This window comes from Paenibacillus sp. J22R3 (genome assembly GCF_056269305.1).
Genome location: NZ_JBWDNS010000002.1, coordinates 830,369 through 846,701 on the forward strand (window position 1 = coordinate 830,369; position 16,333 = coordinate 846,701).

Consider the following 16,333-nt stretch of genomic DNA (forward strand, 5'->3'; position numbering starts at 1 on the left):
CGGCTTACTATGGATAGCAACGTAAAGAAAACCCCTTTCCAGCTGGACGCGGAGAAGGAAGCCGCGATCGAGACGCTGCTTGCTCAGATGACGCTGCAGGAGAAAATCGGCCAATTGACGCAGCTGGGTACATTTGACGAAGAGTCGGACAGCGAGCTGATCGAAGAAGGCATGGTAGGCTCCATTCTCGGTGTTCGAGGGGCAGATACGGTTAATGAGCTGCAGCGTATTGCGATTGAAGAGTCCCGACTTGGTATTCCGCTGCTGTTTGCGGATGATGTTATCCACGGCTACCGGTCGACTTTCCCAATACCGCTTGCAGAGGTATGCAGCTGGAATCCGGAGCTGCTGGAAGAAACGGCGGCGATTGCTGCACGTGAAGCTTCATCAGAAGGCATCAACTGGATTCTTGCACCGATGGTGGATATCGCCCGGGATGCAAGATGGGGAAGAATCGCGGAAGGCGCAGGGGAAGATACATACCTGGCTTCCTCCGTTGCCGGAGCGCGCGTTAGAGGGATTCAAAGAAACGATTGGACGGATCGGCCGCATGTGATGGCTTGTCCGAAACATTTTGCCGCATATGGACTTGCCGAAGGCGGCCGTGACTACAACACGGTCGATGTGTCGGAGACGCGTATGCGCGAAACGTATTTCCCGCCGTTTCAGGCGGCACTTGATGCCGGCGCAGGCACGATTATGGCGGCCTTCAATGAAATCAACGGCATACCGGCTTCCGGCAACCGTTGGTTGCTGAAGGATGTACTGCAGGATGAGTGGGGCTTCAAGGGTTTCGTCGTCAGTGATTGGGAATCCGTTGATGAGCTCGTTCAGCATGGTTATGCCGCAAACCGCGAGCAAGCAGGATTGCAAGCGATTAAAGCAGGCATGCACATGGACATGCATTCCCTGATTTATCATGAGCATCTGGCTGCATTGATTGAGAAGGGTGAGGTTAACGAGAGCGAGATTGATGATGCGGTTCGCCGTATTCTGCGCGTGAAGCATCAGCTTGGTCTGTTCACTCATCCGTATGTAGACAATAAATTGGCCAACTCCTTTATGCTTCATTCCGCGCATCTGGAAACAGCACGCGAAATGGCGCGTCAATCGATCGTGCTGCTGAAGAATGAGAACGACACGCTTCCGCTCAAATCTTCTTCTCGTAAGCTGGCGGTTATCGGTCCGTTTGCCGAGGATCGTGAGGCACAGCTCGGCTGCTGGCGCGGACAAGGAAGGCCGGAAGATGTGATTACCGTATTGGCAGGCATACGGGCGCTTGCTCATCAGCATCAAACCGAAGTTGTGTATGCACGAGGTTCAGGTGTGCTGGACGGAACGGCTGAAGAGCTTGGGGAAGCCGTATCGGCCGCTAAGAGCAGTGATGTTGCCATTCTCGTATTAGGCGAGAATGCGGATATGAGCGGCGAGAACAACAGCCGCGTATCGCTCGACATTCCGGCAAGCCAGCAGAAGCTGCTTGAAGCGATTCATGCGACCGGCGTTCCGGTTGTCCTTGTCCTTGCAAACGGACGTCCGCTTACGCTTGAGTGGGCGGATGCGAATATTCCGGCTATCGTTGAGGCTTGGCAGCTCGGCGTGCAAGCAGGTCCGGCAATTGCCGACATCCTGTTCGGCGCAGCCGGCCCTAGCGGCAAACTGCCTGTCACATTCCCAAAACATGCGGGCCAAGTGCCGATCTATTACAACGCGAAGAAAACAGGCAGACCGCATATGAGACGTTATGTGGATGCCGATACTTCACCGTTGTACCCGTTCGGACACGGTCTGACGTATACAAGTTTCAGCTATGAGGAGCTGCAGATCGAGCAAGCCGAGCTTCCGCTTGGCCAAACGCTGAACGTTTCTGCAAAAGTGCACAATACAGGAACGCGCGAAGGTGTCGAAATCGTACAGCTGTATATTTGCGATGAGGCAGCGAGCATTACAAGACCTGTAAAAGAACTTAAAGGCTTCCGTAGAATTACATTGGCGGCCGGCGAAAGCACGACAGTTTCATTCCAGCTGGCAAAGGAAGAGCTCGGATTTATCAATCAAGAGCATCATTTTGTCGTAGAGCCGGGGAAATTCAAGCTCTGGATCGGTCCAAGCAGTGCGGACGGTTTAGAAGGGCAATTCGAAGTCATTTAAATCATCCTGTTGGCAAACCCCCGAAATGTCGGGGGTTTTTCCAATTACAGTCGAATCGTTTCGACAATGTTAGAAAGATAATTGGAAAAACAGACCAGGAACTAACAAATTTCTAACAAAAAAAAGTTCCATTTTATCAGTTGAAAGCCTTTTCACTTCCAGAATTCTGTGCTATTATGTGTTTGTGAAACGTTTCTATGAGTGAAAAGGGTAGTTCTTTAAACAAATATCCCTCTGTGACTGTGATTACAAGTCTGAGCGCTAACCTGTAATGTAAGCGTTTCATAATGGGGGAATTTTACTTTATTCTTTCGAAACGTTTCAATAGGCTGAACCAGAGGTGGAATTGATGATGGCTGCTACGATCAAAGATGTTGCAAGAATGGCCGGAGTTGCCGTATCAACTGTTTCTTACGCACTGAATAACTCACCGAAGATCAGTGAGGAAACGCGAAAGAAAGTAATTCGAGCTGCAGAAGAGTTAAGCTATCGGCCAAGCGGTGCGGCACGAAATTTGAAGAAACGCAAGAGTGAAACGATCGGACTGTTCCTGAATGATCTGGGCGGACCTTTCTATAGTCAAGTCATCGAAGGTGTACAGGAAGTTGTTGCCTCGCATGATTACAATCTCATTGTCTGCAGTACCTATGGCGGCGAGAACAGCTCAGCGAATCGGTTTCTGAGAGAAAAATTCGTAGATGGCGCGATTATTATGGGTACAGCGATTCCGGACAGCTTGATCCTCCAGGTAGCGGCTGAGTCATTCCCGATCGTCGTACTCGACCGAGAGCTTAAGAGCGATTACGTACACAGCGTACTGATCACTAATGAACAAGGCGCTTACGATGCGGTTACGCATCTCATTAAACTGGGACGCAAGCGAATTGAATTTCTTAGCGGACCGCTCGCCGCGTATGACAATTCCAAACGTTATGACGGCTACAAGCGTGCGCTTATGGAACATAACTTGCATGTACCTCCGAAGATCAGCCTGCAAGGTCGTTACTTGGAAGCCGGGGGCTATCAAACCGTGAAGGTCATGATGGCATGCAAAAGGCTGCCTGATGCCATCTTCGCCGCGAATGATGAAATGGCGATCGGCGCTATGCGAGCGCTCCGCGAAGGCGGTATTCGAGTGCCTGAGGATGTCGCAGTCGTAGGCTTTGACAACATTAGTTTCGGACCGTTCGTTCGTCCTTCATTGACGACAATCGGCCATTCTAAATACGAAATGGGAGCGATTGCAACGCAGCTTGTGTTCAATGTGCAGAAGGAAGAGAACTCCATTATGCTTCCGACGCAGCTGGTTATTCGTCAATCCTGTGGATTCAAAGGCACTCACAATGAGAATGAGGAAAGCTATATATTCCATGAAGGGAGGCGAAACCAGGGTTAACCGGGAAGTAAGGAGCAAGTCATGCTTGATTGTGTTTATGGGGAAGTCGACTAAGAATCACCAAATCTACATTCACGAGCTGGGGGAGAATTGGAATGAAAAAGTCAATTAATATGATGCTTCTGATGGTACTGGCTTTATCTTTTGTGCTTGCTGGCTGCGGCAGCAGCAACAACAACGCAAACAACACGGCAACTAATGCGAATACGGGCAATACAACAGAGACCAATAACACAGCGACAAACGCTAATACTACGGAACCAGCAGAAGAGCCAGCGGCTGAAGAGCCCGCTGCAACAGATGAAGTTGTAACGATCACATACGGAACTTGGGGCGATAAAGCAGATAACGGCGCTGAGATGAAACGTATCAAAGCATTCGAAGCTGCTCACCCGAACATTAAAGTTGTCATCGATAAATCGATGGATTGGCCTTGGGATGAGAAATTGGCAGCTGCAGCAGCAGCTAACAAGCTTCCCGATGTAACTTGGTTATTCAATGTCCCTCTGGCTGTAGGCAGCGGCTGGCTTGAAGATTTGACTCCATACCTGGAACAAGATCCTGATTTTGCTCCTGACAAAATTTACGGCAACTTGGCCGACACGGGTAAATACGAGGGCAAGCAATTTGCATTGCCACACGGACTTTTCTCATGGGGCGTTTACATTAACAAAGATTTATTTGCAAAAGCGAATATTCCAATTCCTAGTGCTAACTGGACAGTAGCTGAACTCGAGGATATTTCCAAGAAGCTTACGAATTTTAACGAACAGCAATTCGGTATAGATGGTGCTGCGGGCATGGGCGACGTCCTGATCCCTAACATTGACAATACGCTTGGTGCTTCCACATGGGACGGCACTCAGTATAACTACACAAACCCGGCTTGGGCGCAAGCTGTGAACTGGGCGAACAACTTCGGTATGAAAGACAAATCATCGCTTCAAAGCTACAAGAAAGAACAGAAAGACAAATGGTACGGCAAAGACATCAGCGGCTTTAACATCGGTAAAGTCGGTATGGTGTTCGATGCAACTTGGAGCTTGACATGGTACAAACAAAACTTGAAATTCAACTGGGATATCCTTCCGGTTCCGGGCTATGACGGCCAACAACAAAAAGCCGGACTGGTTACGGACTATGCAGGCGTAACGAAGAGCTCGAAGCACAAGAAAGAAGCAGTTGAGTTCCTGAAATGGATGACTTACTCCAAAGACGGCTGGTTGGCACGTATTAAAGACGAGTCTCCGCTAGCTTCGATGCCGCTTGTCAACGATCCTACAGTATGGGAAGCATGGTTGGCACAAGATTTCGTAACGCCTGGTGTTAAAGATATCGTAAAAGCAATCCCAACAGGCGTGCTTGAAACATTCAAATACCAACCGGGCTTCGCGGACTTCACTTCTAAAGTGAAAGACAAGTACAACGAGAAGTTCCAAAAAGGTGAAGCAAGACCGGAAGACGTAGCTGCTGAGCTGCAAGAGAAATCGATGGAGTACTACAACAACGCGGTAGCAAAAATCAAAGAAGCAACTAAATAAAAGCAAGTAATCACAATTTTTCCTCCTCTATTTAGGGGAGGAAAAATTGTTCTACTGGGGTGAAAGCATGAAGTTCAAACCATTATTAGCTGCAATCATATTTGTTTCGCTTCTAGCGACAACAGTACCTGTATCGTTCCATGGACGTTCCATCGCGCAGGCTGATGAGGCGGCTGCGCCTGACAAAGATAAACAAGACAATGACGATATTTTGGATGGTTTATTTGGCGGTGGCAGCGAAATTTCTTCTGGTGCCGGCAAGCAAGACGATGTAAAGGACACGGCAGAGGACGAGGAAGATGACTCCCCTGTTAAGAAAGTCGTAGAGGATGCCTACAGCGACGTGCTTAAAGCATGGCAGGCCAAAGGAATTAAAGATGCGGCAACGGATATCATCATTCATCCTAATCAGTTTGTAACGCCTAATGGCAAGGCAACACTTACTTCCGATTCGAACGGCTATGATGAGCCGGTGTTTACATGGACGGACGACTTGAATGCGATCGATTTGAATGTAACTGCGCCTCAAGATGGGCTCTACCAAATTAATATCGACTATTACTCGACATCGGACAAAATCATTCCGATTGAGCGGGCTATTGAAGTAAACGGGAAATATCCGTTTTTTGAATCCAGAAGAGTTGTGCTACCAAAGCTGTGGACAGATGAAAACGCGACATTCGACCGAGATGCGCTCGGGAATGAGACGCCTGCAAGCCAGAAGCAAATTAAGCAATGGCAGACGGCCCCATTAATGGATGCCAGTTATTTCACGGCGGAACCGCTGCGGTTCTATCTGAAACAAGGCACGAACAGCATCAAACTTATGAATTTGCGCGAAGAGGCCCTCATTGGCCGAATCGTCATTTCCTCTCCGGAGGTACTGCCGCAGTACGAGCAATATGCGAAAGCAAACAGCTTGTCTAAAGCAGACTCTTCAATCCTTGTCGTGGAAGCCGAGCATCCGATTTCCAAATCGGAACCGTCGATCCGCGCGATTGCAAGCGGAGATGCAACTGTTGTTCCTCATAGAGACGGTAAAGTCACGTTAAACACGCTCGGCGGAGAAACGATTGCAACCAGTGGAAACGCGGAAGAGAACGAGCAGGCGTGGCAAGTGGGTGGACAGCGGGCTACTTGGAAAGTGAAAGTGGATAAGGCGGGCTCTTACCAACTGGCATTCAAGTATTTGCAGACTGGCAAAACAAGCATGCCCGTATATCGCACTTTAATGATAGATGGTAAAGTGCCATTCAAAGAAGTGAATGAGTACGCCTTCCCTTACACGGATGAATGGCGTAATGAGGTCTTGTCCGGCAAAGACGGCAAAGCGTATCAATTCGCGCTTACAGCAGGTGAGCATGAAATTTCACTTCGCGCCGACGCTGCCCCATATGGACAAGTCATCCAAACGATTAAGAATGTCATGTGGGATATTAACACATTGGCACTTGAGATTAAGATGGCAACAGGTAATACGATGGACGTGAATCGGGACTGGGATATTACGAAACAGATGCCTGATTTGCCGCAGAAGCTGGAAGAATTCGCTTCTATTCTGCGCAAACAATACGCCGCGCTTAAGAAGCTTGCCGGCGCTAATCCGGACCAAGCGAGCAATTTGCTCGTTGCGGCGGAAACGCTTGAGCGGATGTCGAAGGAACCGGAGAAAATCCCTTATCAATTTAACCGTCTGTCCGAAGGCTCCGGCTCCGTGCTGCAGACGCTTGGTGTCATTAACACGAAGCTGCCAAGACAGCCACTGCAGCTGGATCGGTTCTATATCTATTCAGACAGCAAGCTGCCGAGTGAAAAGGTAGGCTTCTTCAAATCATTTATGAACAGCATCGCTGCGTTCTTCAAATCGTTTACTCGTGATTATTCCAAAGTAAACGCGGACGATAAAGATGCCGTACAGGTGTGGGTAAACCGTTCGCGTCAGAACGTAACCCAAATGCAGCAGCTAATCAATCAAGAATTCACGAAGAAAACCGGCATTAAAGTAACGCTCTCCATTATGCCGGACGAAGGAAAGCTTGTACTTGCCAGCGCCGCTGGTAATGCGCCTGACGCAGCACTTGGCGTCAGCAACTACATTCCTTTCCGCCTTGCCGCGCGCGGAGCGTTAGCGGACATGAATCAATTCAAAGGCTTTGACGAAGTGCAGAAACGATTCTCCCCTGGTGCACTCGTTCCGGTCACTTTCGATCAGAAGCTATATGCTTTGCCGGAAACACAAAGCTTCTGGGTGCTGTTCTATCGGAAGGATATTCTCGATGCGCTGAATATTCCTGTTCCCGATACGATGGAAGAAGTGAAGCAAATCTTGCCGGAGCTGCAGCGTTTCGGGATGAATTTCTATCTGCCGCTGTCGCAAACAGGCGGATTTAAGCCTTATAACAACACCGTTCCGTTTATTTATCAAACCGGCGGCAAGCTGTACACCGACGATGGCCTTCACACTGCGATCGATCAGGATGAGGCATTGGCTGGACTGAAACAAATGACGGACATGTTTACGGTATACAGCGTTCCGCTGCAGGTACCGAGCTTCTACAACCAGTTCCGCGATGGAAGCCTGCCGATCGGGATTGCAGATGTTACTACTTATATCCAGTTGACCGCAGCAGCTCCTGAGCTTGCCGGTTGGTGGAAGATTGCTCCTTACCCTGGTGTTAAAGGCAAGGACGGCGTCGTAAACCGGACCGCTCCGGGAACAGGCGCAACCGGAATCATGTTCAACAGCAGCAAGAAGAAAGACGATACATGGGAGTTCCTGAAATGGTGGACTTCCGAAGAGGCTCAAGTTCGTTTCGGTAACAATCTGGAAGCGATCTATGGACCGACTTACAAATGGAATTCGGCCAATGTCGAAGCGTTCAGCCAGCTTTCCTGGCCGAAGGAAGATATTGAGGTCATTCAAGAGCAATGGAAATGGTTATGGGATATTCCGCGCTTCTTCGGTGATTACATGGTCGAGCGGGAAATCAGCGACGCTTGGAACAAAGTCGTCTTCGACGGCTACAATGCGCGAAGGGCGATGGAAGATGCCGTCATTAACGGCAATCGCGAAATTAAGAAGCAGCTTACGGATTTCGGTTATATCAAGGACGGTAAAGTCGTCAAACCGCTTCATGTGCCGATTATGCCGAATATGTCAGACATGGCCAAACGAGGTGATGAGAAGTGAAGCCTGCGACTGCAAAAGCAATAAAAAACGAATTTAACGCCTTTGTGTTTATTAGTCCGTTTTTTATCATTTTTTCTCTGCTTGTCGTAGTTCCGGTCGTTTCTGCCATTTACTTGTCGTTTACGGATTTCAACTCGATTCAAACGCCTAAGTTTATCGGACTGACCAACTATGTAAACCTGATTACACAAGATAATGCCTTTATGATGTACGTCTTGCCAAACACACTTAAATTTGCACTGCTGGTCGGTCCGGGAGGATATTTATTATCCTTCTGGCTCGCTTGGCTGCTGGCGCAAATTCCGAAGAAATCGCGTACAGTCATTGCCCTCGCGATCTATTCGCCTTCACTGACTGCAGCAATTGCAATGGCTGTCGTGTGGCTCGTTATTTTCAGCGGTAATGCTTCCGGTTATTTGAATCATTTCTTAATGAGCCTTGCGATTATCAACGAGCCGATTCAGTGGACACAATCGCCGCATTATCTAATGCCGATCATGGTGACCGTATCGCTCTGGAACAGTATGGGCGTTGGCTTCCTGGCGATGCTCGCGGGTATCCTCAACATTAACGGGGAGATGTATGAAGCCGGCTATATCGATGGCATTCGCAACCGTCTTCAAGAGGTGTGGTACATTACCATTCCGAGCATGAAGCCGCAAATGCTATTCGGCGCCGTAATGGCTGTCGTCGGCACATTCCAAGCCGGAGCGATTGGCGTGCAGCTCTCAGGCGCTAATCCTACACCGCAAAATGCCGGTCAGCTCATGATCAATCATATCGAGGACTATGGTTTCCTGCGCTATGATATGGGTTACGCTTCAGCGGTTTCCGTAGTCTTGCTCATTATTGTTTACGGATTTTCTAAACTGTGCTGGCGCTTGTTCGGCGACTCCGACTAGTCCGCAGTGTATTACGAATTGGGAGAAGGTGATGGCGTAAATGGCTTCTTTTCATGCTAATAAAATCAATCCGGATCGCTTCAGCTTCGGTCAATGGAAGTTCTTTCTCTTCCTTGTTTCTTTGTCCGTGTTCATGATCTTGCCGATTATCTTTATTTTCTCTCAGGCGCTTAAGCCTGTAGACGAACTGTTTCTATATCCGCCGAAGCTGTTTGTTCAGCATCCGACGTGGAGTAACTTTGCGACATTGTTCAGCGTCGGCGACGTTTCAGCGGTTCCGAAGACGAAATATTTGTTCAACAGTATTCTTGTAACCGGCTCAGTCGTATTCCTGTCCATCGTGATCTGTTCCATGACAGGCTTCGCTTTGTCCAAGAAAGAATTCAAAATGAAAAAAGTCGTGTTCGAAGTAAACATCATCGCTCTGATGTTCGTACCGGCAGCGGTAACGATTCCGCGTTATTTGGTCATTGAGAAGCTGGGGCTGACGGATAACTTCCTAGGTCATATCTTACCGATGCTTTCCTTGCCGGTAGGGGTGTTCCTGGTCAAGCAATTCGTCGATCAAATTCCGAATGCGCTCATCGAAGCAGCGCAGCTTGACGGAGCGAACGATTACTACGTATTCCGTAAGCTCGTCATTCCGATGATTATGCCGGCGCTAGCGACCGTAGCGATTCTATCGTTCCAATTGGCTTGGAACAATGCGGAGACATCTTCGTTATTCATGAGCAAAGAAACGCTCAAGACGTTTGCTTTCTACATGAGTACGCTGACGACGACCACCGCGATGGAAAATAATATTGCCGGTCAAGGGATGGCAGCGGCGGCAGCGCTTCTGATGTTTATTCCGAACTTGGCCATCTTCATATTCATGCAAAGCAAAGTAATGGATACGATGGCGCATTCCGGGTTGAAGTGAGGAGGAGAACAATGTTCAGATTCAGATGGCTCACACTTCTCGTTGCGGCTGCGCTGTTGGTTGGTTCGACTACTGCTTATGCGGACGTGCCTTATCCTACCTTCACGATCGATGAAAAAGGTCATGGCATTATGATGCAGAACGCCTACATGCCAGTAGGCGCAATCGACGGGTATAGCATCTTTGGCGAAAATGAAGCGCTAAGCAACGGGAAAGTGGAGTTGAATAACCCGCAAGATATCTTCGTGGATAATGAAGACCATATGTACGTTGCCGATACGGGCAACGCCCGAATTGTGGAATTGGACTCATGGGGGAACTTCATCCGAATAATCGGCGAAGGGGAATTAAAGCAGCCGAAGGGCGTATTCGTAACGGAAAACAAAGATATTTACGTTGCGGATTATGCAAAACAAAGCGTTGTCGTCTTCGGACAAGACGGCAAGCTGAAGCAAACGATCGGCAAGCCGAAGTCGAAGCTGTACGGCAAAGATACGCCGTTCAAGCCGCAGAAGGTCATCGTCGATAAACGCGGCAGCATTTATATTATCGGCGAAGGCTTGATCCAAGGTCTTGTTCGATTGGACAAGGAAGGCAAATTTCTAGGCTACTTCGGCGGTAACCGGGCGGGCTTCAACCTGCTGAAGACGCTGCAGCGCATGTTCTATACGAAGGCTCAGCTAAGCAAAATGACTCGTGAAATGCCGATTTCGCCGACGAATATTTCGGTTGACTCGGAAGGCCTTATCTATACGAGTACGACAGGTATCAACGGCGGCGCCATTAAGAAGCTGAACGTAGCGGGCAAGGATTTGCTCGGCGGAACGTGGTCGCTTAATCAAGTATCCGATATTACGACCGACGTGATGGGGAATATTTATGCGATCGATGCCGGTGAAGGCATGATCCTGGAGTACAACCGTGACGGTAACCTTATGTTCCTCTTCAGCTATAGCGACACGGGAGAGCAACGTCTCGGTTTGCTTGCAGCACCGACAGGAATTGCCGTCACGTCGGATGGCAGATTGCTTGCCCTGAGCGGCGAGCGCGGCAACATTACGGTGTTCCAGCCAACGGCGTTCACGAAGCTGGTGCATGAAGCGCTGGGACTCTATTTGGATGGCAAATACGTACAAAGTCGTGATCCATGGAATGAAGTGCTGCGTCAGAACAGCTTGTTCTCACTAGCGCACACCGGTATCGGCCTCGCATACTTCAAAGAAGGCAAATACCAGGAAGCATTCGAGAAATTCGAATTCTCCAAAAACAAGAAAGAATATTCAAATGCGTACTGGGAACTCCGGCGCGAATGGATTATGAAACACGCGGTTGACGTGGCGTTAAGCATCCTGGGAGCCATTATCGCCTTGATGGCCATTCGGTTCGCTTATCGGAAGTACCAGTTCGGCAAGCCGGTCGTTATGGCTTGGCTGAAGGTGACCAGACAATGGTTTGTCGCGCAGCTCCTTCATATTTTCCGTATGCTGCGGCATCCGATTGAAGGTTATTACGAGCTGGAGCATAACAACAAGGCTTCGGTAGCATCGGCAACTGTCTTGCTGTTCGTGCTGTTCGGTGTTCGATTGTTCGGTCTCTATACGACGAACTTCTTGTTCGCAACGATGGAGCCGCTGCAGATTAACATCGTAACCGAGCTGCTCAAGCTGATCATTCCACTGTTCGCCTGGGTGATTTCCAACTACCTTGTCAGCGTCATCAACGATGGGGAAGGCAGTTTCAAGAACATCTATAAAGGGACGATTTATGCATTGTCCCCTTACATTATTTTCGCAATTCCGCTGGCGATTATGTCACGTGGCCTTACCCTGATGGAGGGTGTCATTTATAACTACTCCTATAATATCGTCATTCTGTGGTGTGCGCTTCTGCTCTTCATCATGGTGAAAGAGATCCACGGCTACGAAATTAAGGAGACTGTTAGAAACATCGTTCTCACGATCATCGGCATGCTTATTATGGCATTCGTTGCGTTTATCCTGTTCGGCTTGTCGAATCAGGTGTGGGAATTTGTTTACTCGTTATTCCAAGAGGTGAATCTGCGTGTCGATTAACAAGAAACCGATTATCCTGGTCGCGTCTGCTGCGCTTGCAGCGGTTGGGTTGTATCAGTTCGCATATGGGGCTACAGTTGAGCAGCAATCTACCGAGGGTCAGAGCAAGATTGTTCTTAATAAGACGGAAGGCTCATTCCCTTATCGTTCGAACAATTACACGATGCCGGAGAAGGCAGCAAGCGCCATTGCGAATCGCACGATTCCGTCCGACTATAAGAAAATCGGCGAGTCCGGCTCGCTGGAGCTGTACATGGCGAACGCTTCGCTTGCCATTATGGTGAAGAACAAGGAGAGCGGTTATGTTTGGGCTTCCACGCCTAACGAAGCCGATCTGCAAAATGCCGAGTTAAATGATGAGTGGCAGACCGCAGTCAAGTCACCGGTTCTGCTCGAATACTATAACGATCAAGAGATGCTGAGCACGGGAAATTTCTTGTCGCTCGGCGGTAAAGTCGACGGCATTGAGCCGATCGAGCAAGGGGTGCGCGTGAAGTTGACCTTCGGGTCGTTGAATGCAGGCATCGCACTCGAGGTTAAGCTTGAGAACGATTCGCTTGTTGTCTCTATCCCAGCGGATTCGATGTGGGAGAAAGGCGTCAGCAAGCTGGCTTCCATTCAGGCTTATCCGTTCCTAGGCGCGGTTCACAAGGCGGATATTCCGGGCTATCTGTTTATTCCGGACCGTTCAGGGGCGCTTATCCGCTTTAACAAAGCGCATTCCCGATTTGACGAGCCGTATGTCGGTAAGATCTACGGTACCGACTATACGTCGGACGGCAACATGAATACCGGCCGTACATCTGTGCCGGTATTCGGGATCGTGCACGGCGCCGGGCAGAACGGCGTGCTCGGCATCGTCGAGGATGGCCGATTCAATGCCAAGATTGTCGCGTATCCAAGCGGATTAAGCACAGACTTCTACTGGGTCGCTCCGAAGTTCGAAATCCGGTACGGTTACTTCCAGCCAACAAGCAAATCGATGGGCGGTTATAACACCTTCCAGAAAGATCCGCTAAAGACAGACCGTCAAGTTCGATACGAGTTCCTCGGCGGCAAGGAAGCGGATTATGTGGGGATGGCGAAGACGTACAGAACGTACTTGCAGGAGAAAGGCGAGCTCGTCAAAGAGAAATCGGCGAAGAGCAAAGCAGACGTTCCCATGCAGATCCGTCTGTTAGGCGGAGAAACGGAAGCGAGCGCATTCGGAGCTAACGTCGTTCCGATGACGACGTTTAGTCAGGCGAAGACGATTGTCGACAGCCTGGAGAAGAACGGCATTACGAACTTGAAGACGGTGCTGGAGGGCTGGAATGACGGAGGCTTGAACGGTGCGCGTCCTGCCGAGTTCCCGGTCGAGTCCAAGCTTGGAGGCGCTTCGGGTCTGAAGGACCTGAAGAAATACTTGGCAGGCAAAGACATTCCGGTCTATCTATACAATAACTATACCATTGCCTTCGGAAATTCCGATTTGATGAATTTCAAGTCTGACGCCGTTAGAGCCATTAACAACGAAATTAACGAGTTTCCGTTCTTCGGCTGGGGCGACGGTGGTTTCTTCGACGATATTATGGCGCGGGACATCAGCCCGGTCAAATCGGTTGAAATTGCCAAGGACGATGCCGAGGATATGAAGGATCTGGGCGTAGATGGTCTTGCGCTCGATATTACGGGCAGCACGCTCGTATCCGACTATAACAAGAAGCATCCGTTTACGCGTGAGCAGACCGCTGAAGCGTACCGCGAGCTTGCCGCTAACTTCAAGAAAAACTTGAACGAGCTGGCGATTGTTCAGGCGAATGACTACCTGTGGAAATACACGGATACGATGTTCGGCATGGGTTCCGGTTCTTCGCAGTACATGTACGAAACGGATACGGTACCGTTCTTGCAAATCGTGCTTCACGGCTATATCGATTACTTCGGCTGGCCGTCCAACTCGGCTTCCAGCCCACGCGAGGATACGCTGCGCATGATCGATTTCGGTCAATATCCGTCGTACCTGCTAACGCATGAGCCGTATTGGAAGCTGAGAGACACGCCTTCGGTCGATTTGCTGACAACGCAATATTCCGATTTGGAGCAGCCGATTAAGGAGACGTACAAAGCCGTGAACCAAGCGCTGCGTAAGGTTCAGGATGCAACGATTGAAGCGCGCATCGTGCCGGCCTACGGCATCTCGGCAGTCAAGTATTCCAACGGTGTGGAAATTGTAGTGAATTACACATCGAGCGACTACACATACAACGAAGTCAGCGTCAAGGCGAAGAGCTTCGCTGTCATCGGGGGTGAGTAAGTTGAAAGTGACCAAAAAAATGAGAGAGGCGCTCACCGGGTACGCACTGGTGTCGCCTTGGATTATTGGCTTCATCCTGTTTATGGCCTATCCAATCTATTACTCGGTATATTTGAGCTTACACAAAGTTACGATCAGCGCGGAAGGCATTGTAACCGATTATACAGGCGGGGACAACTACAAATACGCGTTCTTGTCTGACCCGGAATTCGTAGAGAAGCTGCTGCTCTTCGTGAAATCAGCGGTAGGTATGATCCCGATTATCATCGTTTTCTCGATGCTCGTCGCACTCTTAATCAACCAGCCGATTAAGATGAAAGGGCTGTTCAGAGCGATCTTCTTCTTACCGGTCGTCATTACGAGCGGCGAGGTTGTCAATGAGCTGTTCAGTCAAGGGGCAACGGCGATTCCGCTCGTTGAGAAGTACGGCATTATCGAGATTATTAAAGACAATTTGAGCCCGGCATGGTCGTCACCGATCATCAGTCTGATTCAACAGCTCATCTTGATTCTATGGTTCTCCGGCGTACAAATTTTGATTTTCTTAGCAGGTTTGCAGAAGGTCAATAAGCAAGTCTATGAAGCGGCTTCCATCGATGGCGCATCGCCTTGGGTTAGCTTCTGGAAAGTAACATTGCCTGCCATTAAGCCGTTTATTGCGGTGAATATGATTTATACGACGGTTGATTTGTTCACGAACTCGTTCAGTGACGTCATAGAATTAATCAAGGAAAATATGTTCAACCTGACAACGGGCTTCGGTTATGCGACCGCAATCGCCTGGATTTACTTCGGTGTCATATTCGTCTTCTTGCTCTTAATTCTGCTGCTGTTCCGCAATAACGATGACGTGAACGTGAGACCGAAGAGGAGGAGAGCTTAATGGAACGAACATCGAAGTTGCAGAAAGCTTTTCTGCTTCGTACGTTCAATCGCGGCAAACGGATTCTGATGGGAAGACAGGGCAACGACGGAATCGTATTCAAGTTGTTAGTCTACGCGCTGCTCATCAGTATCGGGTTCGTTTATTTGTATCCGATTCTCTATCTTGTCTCGCAAAGCTTTAAGAGCTTATCAGACCTGCTGGACCCAACGGTGCTCTGGCTTCCACAGAAGCTGTACCTGGAGAACTTCACGCAAGCCTGGCATGTTCTTGATTACATGGATACTTTCTGGAATTCAGTCTTGAACTCCGTGGTTCCGGCTATCGGTCAAACCGTTTCCTGTGCAGTCGTAGGATACGGAATTGCGAAATTCCGTTTCCCGGGCAAATCGATCGTACTTGGTCTCATGATGATTACCTTCATCGTCCCGTCACAGGTCGTTATGATTCCGCTTTACTTGATGTTCAATGAGTATCATATGCTTGGGTCATCGCTGCCGTTTATTGTTCCGACCCTATTCGCCCAAGGGATTAAAGGCGTATTGTTCATTCTGATCTATACGCAGTTCTTCCGGACGATTCCGGCATCGCTCGAAGAAGCGGCACAGATGGATGGGGCCGGCTTCATTCGGACGTTCTTTACGGTTATTCTTCCGATCTCCATGCCTGCTATCGTCGTTGTTATGCTGTTCTCGACGGTATGGCACTGGAATGAGACGTATCTGACTTCTCTCTATCTGGGTGAAAGCATGACCACGCTTCCGCTGCAATTGAAAACGTTCAATGACTCGTTCACGAAGCTGTATGGAGGCGGAGCAGCAGTAGGCGGCGGCCAGACGAAGAATATCAATGAATCGATTCGTATGGCAGGAACGCTGTTAATCGTACTGCCTTTGCTAATCCTCTACATGTTCGCGCAGAGACGATTCGTAGAAGTAGTAGATAAAACAGGTATTACAGGCGAGTAATTCGATTGTATC

10 protein-coding genes are annotated in these 16,333 nt (G+C 49.2%); all 10 read left to right on the forward strand.

What is annotated here, in order from left to right; translation table 11 throughout:
• Positions 1 to 9: 9 nt before the first annotated feature.
• The 10 genes from bglX to AC0YN4_RS11890 all read left to right on the forward strand — a co-directional run bounded on the left by bglX (position 10) and on the right by AC0YN4_RS11890 (position 16,321).
• Entirely contained in the window at positions 10 to 2,151 is a 2,142-nt protein-coding gene (gene bglX / locus AC0YN4_RS11845) for a beta-glucosidase BglX (RefSeq protein WP_475835862.1), read from the forward strand.
• 352 nt (positions 2,152 to 2,503) lie between these two features.
• Positions 2,504 to 3,547, forward strand: coding sequence for a LacI family DNA-binding transcriptional regulator (locus AC0YN4_RS11850; RefSeq protein ID WP_475835863.1), 1,044 nt, complete (start codon positions 2,504 to 2,506; stop codon positions 3,545 to 3,547).
• A 95-nt stretch (positions 3,548 to 3,642) separates the two neighbouring features.
• Positions 3,643 to 5,088, forward strand: coding sequence for an ABC transporter substrate-binding protein (locus AC0YN4_RS11855; RefSeq protein ID WP_475781671.1), 1,446 nt, complete (start codon positions 3,643 to 3,645; stop codon positions 5,086 to 5,088).
• Between the two features lie 67 nt (positions 5,089 to 5,155).
• Complete coding sequence (locus AC0YN4_RS11860; protein ID WP_475781672.1) at positions 5,156 to 8,278, forward strand: extracellular solute-binding protein; 3,123 nt, start codon at positions 5,156 to 5,158, stop codon at positions 8,276 to 8,278.
• Entirely contained in the window at positions 8,275 to 9,180 is a 906-nt protein-coding gene (locus tag AC0YN4_RS11865; protein ID WP_090981405.1) for a carbohydrate ABC transporter permease, read from the forward strand. The genes AC0YN4_RS11860 and AC0YN4_RS11865 overlap by 4 nt, the downstream gene beginning before the upstream one ends.
• Before the next feature lie 40 nt (positions 9,181 to 9,220).
• The gene (locus AC0YN4_RS11870) at positions 9,221 to 10,102 is read left to right on the forward strand and encodes a carbohydrate ABC transporter permease (RefSeq protein ID WP_090981407.1); all 882 of its coding nucleotides are present in this window, start codon (positions 9,221 to 9,223) and stop codon (positions 10,100 to 10,102) included.
• 11 nt (positions 10,103 to 10,113) lie between these two features.
• Complete coding sequence (locus AC0YN4_RS11875) at positions 10,114 to 12,174, forward strand: YIP1 family protein (protein WP_475781673.1); 2,061 nt, start codon at positions 10,114 to 10,116, stop codon at positions 12,172 to 12,174.
• Complete coding sequence (locus AC0YN4_RS11880) at positions 12,164 to 14,470, forward strand: DUF5696 domain-containing protein (protein WP_475781674.1); 2,307 nt, start codon at positions 12,164 to 12,166, stop codon at positions 14,468 to 14,470. Before AC0YN4_RS11875 ends, AC0YN4_RS11880 begins: the two co-directional genes overlap by 11 nt.
• A gap of 7 nt (positions 14,471 to 14,477) precedes the next feature.
• Positions 14,478 to 15,353 (forward strand): carbohydrate ABC transporter permease, encoded by an 876-nt coding sequence (locus AC0YN4_RS11885; protein ID WP_256208681.1) that lies wholly within the window; start codon positions 14,478 to 14,480, stop codon positions 15,351 to 15,353.
• On the forward strand, positions 15,353 to 16,321 hold the full coding sequence (locus AC0YN4_RS11890) for a carbohydrate ABC transporter permease (protein WP_475781675.1): 969 nt from the start codon (positions 15,353 to 15,355) through the stop codon (positions 16,319 to 16,321). Before AC0YN4_RS11885 ends, AC0YN4_RS11890 begins: the two co-directional genes overlap by 1 nt.
• The last annotated feature ends 12 nt before the right edge of the window (positions 16,322 to 16,333 follow it).